The following is an 11,636-nucleotide window of genomic DNA, read 5'->3' as shown; positions in this document are numbered from 1 at the left end:
GGCACGCGCAGGGCATGAGCCCTGTGGCACCGTCTTCTTTCATCCGGACTATGACCGTCGGCTCCGGCCTTGAACCGGATCTGCTGACCCCCGGCCGTGGACCGGGGCGCTCGCGGGCTCGTGCTTGCGCACCTACCGCCGGTGGGGAGTTGCACCCCGCCCTGAAGACGTTTGTGTACCGGCGAACCGGCGCAGCAAGTGTACCAGCCCGGGCTGAACGGGGTGGGATGCCCGGCGCCGCAGCCGTTTCCCGGCGGGAAACGGATCTGACCCCAAGCCTGCCCAGCCTGTGACGGCTGTCTCTCGCATTTTGTAAAACTTTCATTAAAATTCGCCGCGGACGACATGAGGTCGCCACGGGCTGCGCCTCCGGCGCGCCCGCCAATGGACTGCAATTCACAGGAATTCCCATGCGCAAGCTCCTGATCATCGCCAGCCTGCTGGCCGTCGCTCCGCTGGCCTCGGCCGCCGAAGGGCTGAGCTACACCTACGTCGAAGGTGGCTGGACCCAGGTCAAGACCGACGACAGCGATTTCAACGACCCGAAGCTTGACGGCGGCTACGTGCGCGGTTCGTTCGCGCTGGCCGAGCAGGTGCACGTGTTCGGCAGCTGGTCGCGTACCAGCAAGAGCTACCACTTCACCGGTGCGTCGGCCAAGTTCGAACTGGACCAGCCTGAGCTGGGCATCGGCTACCACATGCCGTGGACGGACCGCCTGGACTACACCGCCGACATCGCCTGGGTGCGCCAGAACGCCGAGCTGACCGTGAAATCGGATCTGTTCGGCCGCGAACACCTGAAGGATCACACCAACCTGGCCCGCGCCACCATGGGCGTGCGTGGCAAGCCTTCGCCGAAGACCGAAGCGTGGGCCAAGGCCGGCTACATGGATGGCGGCAACGACTTCAAGGGCACCTGGGTCGGCACCGTCGGTGGCCAGATCAATTTCACCCCGACCTGGGGCCTGGTGGGAGAAGTCTCCGGCCAGCGCGATGTCACCCAGTTCTCGGCCGGCGTCCGCGCCAGCTTCTGATTGCCCGATCCTCGTCGTGCGATCGAACGGGCCCCGCAAGGGGCCCGTTTTTTTTTCGGACAGGTTGCATGGATTGCCGGGCCGGCACGCCCGATCCTCTGGGCCCCTCACGCGTTCCTGTCCATGCCGTGCTGAAACCTGTCCTTGCCCTGTTGCTGTCCGTACCGTTTGCCACGCGCGCAGCAGAACCCGCCGCGCTTTCACTGGAAGCAACGTTTGATGCGTATATCGAGGTCATTGCCCACAATGATGGTCGAGCCCGGGACATCCTCAGGCGCAGCCTGGAGACGGCGGACGCTGACCACCACCATCACATCGCATCCAGCACGTACCGGCTGTATGCCTTTGGAGGTCTGGACAAAGTGTTCAGTGCGGCGGCAACCGAGGCAATACATGCACGCATCCAGCGCATCCGTTGCGAGATCACTGGGATCGAGGCCGTGAAACGCGACACATCAGATCATCACGAGGTACGCTATCAATGCCTGCTCCCGGACGTATCGGCGGCCTTTGACGTTTACCGCGAGAACCGCAGGTATTTCCATCCGGACAAGGATGAAGAGCGATTCGCGGCCTTCCTCGATCAGTACGCTGCGATTGTCAGCGACGCACCCGACCGCATCCACCAGGCGGAAGCCGCGTTCTACCGTCTCGGCAGTCCTGGCCCATGGATGGGCGGCACCTTGGACGATCTTGCCCCCGCGCTGTTTGAGCGATTGCTCCCCTTCAAGGAGTGGGACGAACGGATCGATGCTGAGTCCGTCGTTGTATTCTCCGGCATTCCAGCGTGTGATCTCATGCTGGACGCACAGATGAAATTCGCAGCACGCCACTATCCGGACGACCCACGCCAGCGGGGCGCAGCGCTTCATGAAAGCATGGCGGAGCTTCTGAACATGCTGGGTCGGGAATCTTCAATGAGATACTGCAGGGCGATCCATGACGCCTACCGTGATCAGTGGTCAGCCACGTTCGACAACACGCTGCCACGACGATGACCACGTGGTCACCCGCCTGAAGCGCGTTCCCCGATCCTCGTCGTACGATCGGACGCCCCCGCAAGTGGCCCGTTCTTCTGCCTGCGGCAACAGCGGAAAATGCGCTAGGCTTGCCCGCCTATGGACCCGGAATCACTGTCATGAAGACCCCCCTGCGCTCCCTGCTGGCCACTGCACTGTTGTGCGCTCCCCTGTTCGCCAGCGCCGCCTCGACGCAGCTGAGCCCCGAACAGACGTTCGATCTCTATTCCCGGGTACTGCTGGAAGACGACGCGACCGCCACGCGCACGCTCAACGACGCGCTGAAGCCGGCGTTCGAGGGCCAGGACGCCGTGACTCCGAACCCGGGCGCGCTGGCCAAGGCATTGGCCGAACCCTGGCAGACGGTACTGGCCAGCACCGGCGCTTCGATCGACGCTGTGGCCACCGAAGCGCTGTACGCCAAGGCGCTGCGTGATTCGAAGTGCCGCGCAACCCAGAGCCTGATCGAAGACAACGAATACGTTGAAGACCAGAAGCTGGCGCGGATCACCTACACCTGCCAGATGCCCGACCTGGGCAAGGTCCGCCCCCTGTTCGCCGCCAGCCTGGCCGACCATGCCAGCCCGGCCTCGCGCAAGCAGTTCACCGACGCCTACACCCAGGCGCTGCAGAGTGGTGCACGCGTGCCGGTCAGCGGCACCTTCACCCTCTACCCGGCCAAGGACAACGGCTACTGGTACAGCGGCAACTTCGATGATCTGGTGGGCACCGTGGCCGGTGCGCTGGCTCCGTTCGAGGACTGGATGCAGGACGCGCAGGCGGCCAACGCGCCGAAAGTGACCGGCATACCCGGCTGCGACCTGCTGCTGCAGCAGCACCGCAGCTGCGTGGCGAAGATCGCGCCCGACCAGATCAGCGGCGTGGACGCGATGGCCGAAGAGCTGAAGGCCAAAGCGCAGGTGCAGTCGGTCGAGGAGATGACGCAGGAGTGCAAGGCACTGCGCCCGCTGGCCGAGATGATGTGGACCGACGAATGCGCCTGAGCCGCTAAGTGGTAGCGCCGGGCCATGCCCGGCGACACTCGAATGCACCTGATCGCGTGATGATGGCATCGCAGCGGGGACATGCGCTGCATGACCCCGTTTGCAACTTGTTGCATTGCTTCACAGGATGCCGGGGCCGATCCTGCAGCACCTTCCCGGCCCCATACATGCGCCTGCTCGCCGCTCTGTCCTGTCTGTTCACCGGCGTGTGCATTGCCGCGCCACACACGCCGGAACAGGAGTACACGCTGCAGGCGCGTGTTGTCCTCCAGCACGATCCGGCTGCGCGCGACCAGCTGGCCCTGTGGGACGCTGCCGCTGTTCCTCGCAACGGAATCGATTGGCAGCGCAGCCTCGATGATCTGCCCACCTGGCTGCGGCAGCAGCACCTCGGCGTCGGTGATGCAGGATGTCACCGATGCACTGCTGGCGCGACTGTCGACGGCCACCTGCGCCGAGGCGTTCCTGCCGCTGGGCAGTCCCGAGATTGGTCGATTCACGCTCGCCTGCGCGTTGCCCGACCCGGCGCCCACGTTCGCGCTTTACCGGGCATTGCGCCAGGCCGGGCCCGGCGGGCAGGCGCAGCACAGCGATGTGTTCTTCAGCGCCTACGCCGTCCACCTTCGCAGTGCGCCGGCGGCATTGCATCGCACCCATGTGGTGGGGTGGTCCTCCTATCGCCATGGCGACGTGCATGAGGCACGTTCAGACCAGCTGTACCAGGCCATTCTGCTGACATTGCTGCCGTTCGAGGCATGGGACATGCGTATCGCGGGGGATGTTCCCCCAATCCTGCTCCACGACTGACCACCCCGGCTACCGCGCGTCCGTCTCGTCCGCCGCCTGCCAATGCTACGGCCGCAGCAGCAGGCGAAGGTCCTCACCCACCTGGCATTGCTCGACCACGCGCAGCCGGCGTTGCTGCTGCATCGCTTCGATGCCCAGCCCGGCCAGCAGCGGGCGGGCGCGGTCACCCAGCAGGGTGGGCGCCTGGTACAGCAGCAGCTCATCCACCCAGCCGCCGCGCAGCAGCGCACCGGCCAGCGTAGCGCCGGCTTCGGTATGCACTTCGTTGATGCCGCGCCCGGCCAGCAGGGTCAGCATCGCGCCAAGATCGAGACGGCCGTCGGCACTGGGCACGCTGGCGAATTCGGCATCGGCTGCATCGGGTGCACTGACCGCCGCATCATGCAGGTACAACGTGGGTGCCCCACCCTCGCGCACGCGGCTGCACTGCAGGGAACGCAGGCGCGAATCGAGCACGACGCGCAGTGGCGGCATCACCTCGGCATCGGCCAGGCGCACGGTCAGCATCGGATCGTCGGCCAGCACGGTATCGGCACCGGTCAGGATCGCGCCGGCGCGTGCACGCCAGTGCTGCACGTCTTCGCGCGCCGCTGCTCCGGTGATCCATTTGGACGTGCCGTCGGCCATCGCCGTACGCCCGTCCAGGCTGGCGGCCAGCTTCACCCGCAGCCACGGGCGATTGCGCTCCACGCGTGACAGAAAGCCCTTGTTGAGCTCGCGTGCCTGCGCCGCCATCAGCCCTTCGGCGACCTCGATGCCGGCGCCGCGCAGCAGGTCGAATCCGCCGCCATCGACCTGCGGGAAGGGATCACGCAGCGCAGCGACCACACGCGATACACCGGCCTCGATCAGTGCCAGCGCGCACGGTGGTGTGCGCCCGTAATGCGCGCAGGGCTCAAGGGTGACGTAGGCAGTGGCACCGCGCGCCTCACCACCGGCCTCGCGCAACGCGAACACTTCGGCATGCGGGCCACCGGCACGCTGGTGCCAGCCCTGCCCGACCACACGTTCACCATGGGCGATCACGCAGCCGACCATCGGATTGGGGCGGGTGGTGTAGGCGGCGCGCTCGGCCAGACGCAGCGCGCTGGCCATGTGCAGATGGTCGAGTACGGAGAATGGGATGGTCATCTGGCCATGGTAACGCTGCCGGTGTTGATCCATGCCATCGATGCCAACCAAGGTTGGCACCCACCAGTGAATGCGGCCATCGGTGCCAACCGAGGTTGGCACCCACCCGTGGATGCGCCATCAGTGCCAACCGAGGTTGGCACAGGCCACCGCAGAGGCGGTCAGCCCTTCTTCTTCTTGGCCAGGGCGATCACATCGCCCAACAGCTGCAGCTGTTCGGTGCTGGCCGGCAGCTCGCGTTCGAGTTTTTCGATTTCCTCGCGGAAATCGGCCACATCCTCGAAGCTGCGGTAGACCGAAGCGAATCGCACGTACCCCACGTGATCGAGCTTGCGCAGCTCGTTCATCACGAACTCGCCCACCTTGATCGAAGGCACTTCACGCTCGCCACTGAGGCGCAACTGATGGACCACCGCACGCACCGCCGCTTCAATCTTGTCTTCCGGCACGGCACGCTTCTGCAGCGCGCGATCAAAGCCGGCGCGTACCTTGCGCTGGTCGAAGGCCTCGCGGGTGCCATCGCTCTTGACGATGGCCGGCAGCTTCAGTTCGACGGTTTCCAGGGTGCTGAAGCGCTCGTTGCAGGCCTCGCACTCACGCCGACGGCGGATCGTCGCGCCGTCTTCAGAGACGCGCGAGTCGATGACCCGGGTATCGGCATGTTGGCAGAAGGGGCAATACATGGAACGCCTGGCTCAGGGGACAACCTAATGCCACGGTCATGGCAGCGTCGCAAAGGTACCTGAGAAGGGGCTTTCCGGCAAATTTCATGTGCGGTACGGTCCCTCGTCAAGGGCAACCCTGCAGCCGTCCCAGATGCACCCAGATACTCAGAAACACCCTGATGCGTGAGGCTGGACATGCCATCCCTACACCACCATGCGACTTGCCTGAAAAGTCAGGCGCCCGGAAGGTGAGCAGGCCGCCAGCGCAGCCAGGCCAGATGCGCCGCGGGCAGCAACAGCGGCGGGCCGAACAGCAACAGGCTGAAGCCCTCCATGCGTTCGGTCAGGCCGACCACCAGCCCGAGCACGACGGCGGGCACTGCTGCCAGCGCGCCCAGCGCCAGCAACGCCCACCACACCCGGCCCACTGCCTGCAGGCCAGACCGGCCCTGCAGCAGGAAACCGGCGCCGATGTACAACCAGGCAACAATGCCCAGCGCCCCGGCGGTGCCCCAGCACACCAGCAGCAGCCGGCTCGGCAGGCGGGTTTCCTGCGTCAGGCCGGAGTACACGCCCACCAAGGCCACGGTGCCTCCCAGCAGCACGCCAGGCAGCCCGAACAGCAGGGCCTGCACGAGGTGCAGGCGCTTGTGCAGACGTTCATCCATACGCTCATCCATGTGCGTTGATCTACTTGGCCCGGGGTCAGAGCCCTTCCCTGCGGGACGGGATCCGACCCCATTACCCGATCAACCGTAGACCGGGTACTTGCGGCACTGCGCGCTGACGGCATCGCGCACGCGGGCGATCACGGCGTCATCGTTCGGCGCATCGAGGACATCGGCGATCCAGTTGGCCAGATCCACGCAGTCCTGCTCGGTGTAGCCACGGGTGGTCACCGCCGGCGTACCCAGGCGCAGGCCCGAGGTCACGAACGGCGAACGCGGGTCGTTCGGCACCGAGTTCTTGTTGACGGTGATGTGCGCCTTGCCCAGTGCCGCTTCCGCGTCCTTGCCGGACACGTCCTTGCCGATCATGTCCACCAGCATCAGGTGGTTCTGGGTGCCGCCGGAGACGATCTTGTAGCCGCGCGCGATGAGCGTGCTCGCCATCGCCTGGGCGTTCTTCACCACCTGCTGTTGATAGGTCTTGAAGGCCGGTTCCAGCGCTTCCTTGAAGGCCACCGCCTTGCCGGCGATGACATGCATCAGCGGACCGCCCTGGATACCCGGGAACACGATCGACTGCAGCTTCTTGACCAGGTCCTCATCGGCACCCTTGGCGACGATGATGCCGCCGCGCGGGCCGCGCAGGGTCTTGTGGGTGGTGGAGGTGACGACGTGGGCATGGTCCAGCGGGCTCGGATAGACGCCGGCGGCGACCAGACCGGCGACATGGGCCATGTCGACGAACAGGTAGGCGCCGACCTTGTCGGCGATGGCGCGGAAGCGTGCCCAGTCGATCACCTGCGAGTAGGCCGAGAAGCCGGCCACGACCATCTTCGGCTTGTGCTCCAGGGCCAGGCGCTCGACTTCGTCGTAGTCGATCAGGCCCTGGTCGTTCACGCCGTACTGCACGGCGTTGAACAGCTTGCCCGAGGCGTTCACCTTGGCGCCATGGGTGAGGTGGCCGCCGTGGGCCAGGCTCATGCCGAGGATGGTGTCGCCCGGCTGCAGCAGCGCGAAGTACACGGCCTGGTTGGCCTGCGAGCCGCTGTGTGGCTGCACGTTCGCATAGTCGGCGCCGAACAGCTGCTTGAGGCGGTCGATCGCCAGCTGCTCGGCGATGTCCACGTACTCGCAACCACCGTAGTAGCGCTTGCCCGGATAGCCTTCGGCGTACTTGTTGGTCAGCTGGCTGCCCTGCGCTTCCATCACTGCCGGGCTGGTGTAGTTCTCGCTAGCGATCAGCTCGACATGGTCTTCCTGGCGCTGGGTCTCAGCGGCGATGGCCTTGGCCAGTTCGGGATCGTAGGATTCGATGCGGACGTCACGCGGGAACATCGGGTACTCCAGCAGGCAGGGAAAGGGGGTGTACGGCTCAGCCCCTGATTGTAGCCCCGCACCGGCCGGCTGGGGCCGAAACGGACGGGGCCGGATCCCTCGAAGGAATCCGGCCCCGTATGGTTCCGAGTGATGTTGCGGGGTCCTCAGCGGCTGCTGAGCACGTACTGGGCGATCACGCCGGTGGCGATGGCCACCAGCAGCATGTTGCCGCGGTCATCGCGGATCCAGTGGTGGCCATGCGGCGGACGGCGCAGGTGGTAGCGCGGATAGTCGTTCACCACGTAGATCGGGCCGCGATAGTAGTCGCGGTAGCGGTGCCCCACCTTCCAGCCATAGCCGGGGCCATAGGCAGGGCGGTAGACCACACGCGGCGGCGGTGCCGGGCGGTAGTAGCGGTCATGGTCACGGTGCCACTCGCGGCGGTCCTACCGGTAATCGCGCCGGGCCTCACGGCGGTCGCGCTCCCAGTCACGACGGTCCTGTCGCCACTCGCGACGATCCTCCCGCCACTCGCGGCGGTCGTGACCGCGGCCGCGATGGTCGTCGTCGGCAAATGCCGGGGCAACCGCGCCGAGCGCCAGCACAGAGGCCACGGCTCCGGCCATTACTCGATTGATGCGCATGTCAGACCTCTGCTTGGGTGGTGGTGACCCCATATTGCGCACCGGATCTGAACCGTTTCCGGCTGGAAACGCTTCCCGCTTCAGGACTGTGACGGCGATTCAGGCCGCGGCCAGCCCGGCCGGCTCCCCGTGGCGCGGCGGGTAACCGGTTCCGGCTATAATTGCCGGTATTCCATTCAAGTCTGTGCCCGCTGCCGCGCCGGGAAACCTCCCGTGACGGTCGGGCGCAGGGTCGCGCCTACGGAGACCTCATGTCCTCGCAATACATCTACACCATGAACCGCGTGTCCAAGGTGGTCCCGCCCAAGCGGCAGATCATCAAGGACATCTCGCTGTCCTTCTTCCCGGGCGCGAAGATCGGCCTGCTGGGCCTGAACGGCGCCGGCAAGTCGACCGTGCTGAAGATCATGGCCGGCGTGGATACCGATTTCGAGGGCGAGGCACGCCCGCAGCCGGGCATCAAGGTCGGCTACCTGGCGCAGGAACCGGAACTGGACCCGAACAAGACCGTGCGCGAGTCGGTCGAGGAAGGCGTGGGCGAAGTGCTGCAGGCCCAGGCTGCGCTGGAGGCGGTGTACGCCGCCTACGCCGAGGAAGGCGCCGACTTCGACGCGCTGGCCAAGGAACAGGAGCGCCTGGAGGCGATCCTGGCCGCCGGCGACGCGCACACCCTGGAAAACCAGCTGGACGTGGCTGCCGATGCGCTGCGCCTGCCGCCGTGGGATGCCAAGATCGCCAACCTGTCCGGCGGTGAAAAGCGCCGCGTCGCGCTGTGCCGCCTGCTGCTGCAGAAGCCGGACATGCTGCTGCTGGACGAACCGACCAACCACCTCGACGCCGAGTCGGTGGAATGGCTGGAACAGTTCCTGGCGCGCTACACCGGCACCGTGGTGGCCGTTACCCACGATCGCTACTTCCTGGACAACGCCGCCGAGTGGATCCTGGAACTGGACCGCGGCCGCGGCATTCCGTGGAAGGGCAACTACACCGAATGGCTGGTGCAGAAGGATGAGCGCCTGAAGCAGGAAGAAAACCAGGAAAAGGCCCGCCAGAAGGCGATCCAGAAGGAACTGGAGTGGTCGCGCCAGAACGCCAAGGGCGGCCGTTCCAAGGGCAAGGCCCGTCTGGCCCGCCTGGAAGAGCTGCAGTCGCAGGATTACCAGAAGCGCAACGAGACCAACGAAATCTTCATCCCGCCGGGCGAGCGCCTGGGCAACATGGTGATGGAGTTCAAGAATGTGTCCAAGAAGTTCGGCGACCGCCTGCTGATCGACAACCTGTCGATGCTGATTCCGCCGGGCGCGATCGTCGGCATCATCGGCCCGAACGGCGCCGGCAAGTCGACGCTGTTCAAGATGATCACCGGCCAGGAGAAGCCGGATTCGGGCGAGATCGTGATCGGCCCGACCGTGCAGCTGTCCTACGTGGACCAGAGCCGCGACAAGCTGGAAGGCAACCACAACGTCTTCCAGGAAATCGCCGGTGGCCTGGACATCCTCAACATCAACGGCATCGAGATCCAGTCGCGCGCCTACATCGGCCGCTTCAACTTCAAGGGCCAGGACCAGCAGAAGATGGTCGGCTCGCTGTCCGGTGGTGAGCGTGGCCGCCTGCACATGGCCAAGACCCTGCTGCAGGGTGGCAACGTGCTGCTGCTCGACGAACCGTCCAACGACCTGGACATCGAAACGCTGCGTGCGCTGGAAGACGCGCTGCTGGAGTTCCCGGGCAACACCTTCGTGATCTCGCACGACCGCTGGTTCCTGGACCGCATCGCCACGCACATCATCGCTTTCGAAGGCGACTCGCACGTGGAGTTCTTCCAGGGCAACTACCGCGAGTACGAGGAAGACAAGAAGCGCCGCATGGGCGATGACGCTGCGCCGAAGCGCCTGCGCTTCAAGGCACTGAAGTAACGCAACAGGAAAGGCCGCGCTCGCGCGGCCTTTCTCCTTCTGTGGGTCGCCCGCTTGCTGGGAGACACCTTCACGAGAAGCCCCATGTCCCTGTTCGAACGCCTGTTCCAGCTGCAGCAGCACGGCACCACCGTGCGCACCGAGCTGCTGGCCGGTGTCACCACCTTCCTGACGATGTCCTACATCGTCTTCGTCAACCCCGAAATCCTCGGCACCACCGGCATGGATGCGGGCGCGGTATTTGTCGCCACCTGCCTGGCGGCCGCGCTGGGCTCCACGGTGATGGCGCTGGCAGCTAATTTCCCGGTCGGCATGGCTCCGGGCATGGGCCTGAACGCGTTCTTTGCCTTCACCGTGGTCGGCGCCGCCGGCCTGCCCTGGCAGCAGGCGCTGGCGGCAGTGTTCATCTCCGGCCTGGTGTTCCTGGTGCTGTCGCTGACAGGCGTGCGTGCCTGGCTGGTATCCGGCATTCCTTCGTCACTGCGCTCAGCCATCGTCGCCGGCATCGGCCTGTTCCTGGCCATCATCGCCCTGCAGAAGTCCGGGGTGATCATCGGCAACGAGGACACGCTGGTGGCGCTGGGCCCGCTCAACACCGCCCCACCGCTGCTGGCACTGGCCGGCTTCCTGCTGATCGCCGTGCTGGAGGCGCGCCGCATCCGTGGTGCGATCCTGATCGGCATCCTGGCGGTCACTGGGGCCGGCTGGGCGCTGGGCGACGTGCAGTACCAGGGACTGGTGTCCCTGCCGCCAAGCCTGGCGCCGACCTTCCTGCAGCTGGACCTGCCGGGCCTGCTGCACCACGACGGCGGTGCCCCCATCGCGGTACTGCTGCAGGTGGTGCTGGTGTTCGTGCTGGTGGAGGTGTTCGATGCCACCGGCACGCTGTACGGGGTGGTCGGCCGCGCCGGCCTGCTGAAGCTGCCGGGTGCGCAGAAGCGTTTCGGCCGTGCACTGCTGGCCGACAGCACGGCAATCGTCGCCGGCTCCATGCTGGGCACCAGCAGCACCACGGCATTCGCCGAAAGCGCCTCGGGCGTGCAGGTGGGCGGCCGTACCGGCCTCACCGCCCTGGTGGTCGCCGCGCTGTTCCTGGCCGCCCTGCTGTTCTCGCCGCTGGCCTCGATGGTGCCAAGCTACGCCACCGCACCGGCCCTGCTGTTCGTTGCCGGGTTGATGCTGCGCGAGCTGGTGGAAGTGGACTGGAGCGACCTCACCGAATCGGTGCCGGCGGCCCTGTGCGCGCTGGCGATGCCGTTCACCTACTCCATCGCCAATGGACTGGCTTTCGGCTTCATCGCCTACGCCGCGCTGAAGGCCGGCACTGGCCGCTGGCGCGAGGTGCATCCGGCGGTGTGGCTGGTGGCCGTGCTGTTCGTGCTGCGCTTCGCGCTGGAGTAATCAGGGCAGGGGCCCGCTGTCACGGCGGGC

General features: G+C 66.0%; 10 protein-coding genes, 1 pseudogene and 1 riboswitch. Of the genes and pseudogenes, 6 read left to right on the top strand and 5 right to left on the bottom strand.

The features are described from left to right. Positions 1 to 27: 27 nt before the first annotated feature. Positions 28 to 173, bottom strand: a riboswitch (FMN riboswitch). A gap of 237 nt (positions 174 to 410) precedes the next feature. The 4 genes from N5J29_RS12065 (at position 411) to N5J29_RS12050 (ending at position 3,864) form a co-directional block, all read left to right on the top strand. Next, positions 411 to 1,034: a hypothetical protein gene (locus N5J29_RS12065; protein ID WP_053518907.1), complete on the top strand. Its 624-nt coding sequence runs from the start codon at positions 411 to 413 to the stop codon at positions 1,032 to 1,034. Positions 1,035 to 1,162: 128 nt separating this feature from the next. After that, positions 1,163 to 2,032, top strand: a complete 870-nt coding sequence (locus N5J29_RS12060; protein ID WP_164151688.1) for a hypothetical protein — start codon at positions 1,163 to 1,165, stop codon at positions 2,030 to 2,032. A 140-nt stretch (positions 2,033 to 2,172) separates the two neighbouring features. Then, complete coding sequence (locus N5J29_RS12055) at positions 2,173 to 3,057, top strand: hypothetical protein (RefSeq protein ID WP_164151690.1); 885 nt, start codon at positions 2,173 to 2,175, stop codon at positions 3,055 to 3,057. A gap of 261 nt (positions 3,058 to 3,318) precedes the next feature. Beyond that, positions 3,319 to 3,864: a hypothetical protein gene (locus N5J29_RS12050; RefSeq protein WP_197623060.1), complete on the top strand. Its 546-nt coding sequence runs from the start codon at positions 3,319 to 3,321 to the stop codon at positions 3,862 to 3,864. 45 nt (positions 3,865 to 3,909) lie between these two features. Here N5J29_RS12050 and ribD read toward each other — a convergent pair whose 3' ends face one another. The 5 genes and pseudogenes from ribD to N5J29_RS12025 all read right to left on the bottom strand — a co-directional run bounded on the left by ribD (position 3,910) and on the right by N5J29_RS12025 (position 8,289). Next, positions 3,910 to 4,995: a bifunctional diaminohydroxyphosphoribosylaminopyrimidine deaminase/5-amino-6-(5-phosphoribosylamino)uracil reductase RibD gene (gene ribD, locus N5J29_RS12045; RefSeq protein ID WP_164151693.1), complete on the bottom strand. Its 1,086-nt coding sequence runs from the start codon at positions 4,993 to 4,995 to the stop codon at positions 3,910 to 3,912. A 161-nt stretch (positions 4,996 to 5,156) separates the two neighbouring features. Beyond that, positions 5,157 to 5,678 carry a transcriptional regulator NrdR gene (nrdR, locus tag N5J29_RS12040; protein ID WP_053518899.1) on the bottom strand — a complete coding sequence of 174 codons (522 nt, stop codon included), beginning with the start codon at positions 5,676 to 5,678 and terminating at the stop codon, positions 5,157 to 5,159. A 215-nt stretch (positions 5,679 to 5,893) separates the two neighbouring features. Next, positions 5,894 to 6,328, bottom strand: a complete 435-nt coding sequence (locus tag N5J29_RS12035) for a hypothetical protein (RefSeq protein ID WP_164151695.1) — start codon at positions 6,326 to 6,328, stop codon at positions 5,894 to 5,896. Between the two features lie 81 nt (positions 6,329 to 6,409). Beyond that, entirely contained in the window at positions 6,410 to 7,663 is a 1,254-nt protein-coding gene (glyA, locus tag N5J29_RS12030; protein WP_065175825.1) for a serine hydroxymethyltransferase, read from the bottom strand. Between the two features lie 146 nt (positions 7,664 to 7,809). Next, positions 7,810 to 8,289 (bottom strand): annotated as a pseudogene (locus N5J29_RS12025) (RcnB family protein). Between the two features lie 251 nt (positions 8,290 to 8,540). Between N5J29_RS12025 and ettA the strand changes: the two are divergent. Then, complete coding sequence (gene ettA, locus N5J29_RS12020; RefSeq protein WP_005415249.1) at positions 8,541 to 10,205, top strand: energy-dependent translational throttle protein EttA; 1,665 nt, start codon at positions 8,541 to 8,543, stop codon at positions 10,203 to 10,205. 84 nt (positions 10,206 to 10,289) lie between these two features. Continuing rightward, positions 10,290 to 11,606, top strand: coding sequence for an NCS2 family permease (locus N5J29_RS12015; RefSeq protein WP_053518892.1), 1,317 nt, complete (start codon positions 10,290 to 10,292; stop codon positions 11,604 to 11,606). The last annotated feature ends 30 nt before the right edge of the window (positions 11,607 to 11,636 follow it).

It is taken from the genome of Stenotrophomonas sp. GD03680, from assembly GCF_029844625.1.
Lineage (GTDB): Bacteria > Pseudomonadota > Gammaproteobacteria > Xanthomonadales > Xanthomonadaceae > Stenotrophomonas > Stenotrophomonas maltophilia_P.
Note: the sequence above shows the minus strand (reverse complement) of the source record. Positions and strands in the feature narration are given on the sequence as shown.

Excerpts from the sequence above, each read along its gene's own strand:
- N5J29_RS12065 (WP_053518907.1), top strand. The coding sequence starts at position 411 with ATGCGCAAGCTCCTGATCATCGCCAGCCTGCTGGCCGTCGCTCCGCTG.
- N5J29_RS12055 (WP_164151690.1), top strand. The coding sequence starts at position 2,173 with ATGAAGACCCCCCTGCGCTCCCTGCTGGCCACTGCACTGTTGTGCGCT.
- ribD (WP_164151693.1), bottom strand. The coding sequence starts at position 4,995 with ATGACCATCCCATTCTCCGTACTCGACCATCTGCACATGGCCAGCGCG.
- nrdR (WP_053518899.1), bottom strand. The coding sequence starts at position 5,678 with ATGTATTGCCCCTTCTGCCAACATGCCGATACCCGGGTCATCGACTCG.
- N5J29_RS12035 (WP_164151695.1), bottom strand. The coding sequence starts at position 6,328 with ATGGATGAACGTCTGCACAAGCGCCTGCACCTCGTGCAGGCCCTGCTG.
- glyA (WP_065175825.1), bottom strand. The coding sequence starts at position 7,663 with ATGTTCCCGCGTGACGTCCGCATCGAATCCTACGATCCCGAACTGGCC.
- ettA (WP_005415249.1), top strand. The coding sequence starts at position 8,541 with ATGTCCTCGCAATACATCTACACCATGAACCGCGTGTCCAAGGTGGTC.
- N5J29_RS12015 (WP_053518892.1), top strand. The coding sequence starts at position 10,290 with ATGTCCCTGTTCGAACGCCTGTTCCAGCTGCAGCAGCACGGCACCACC.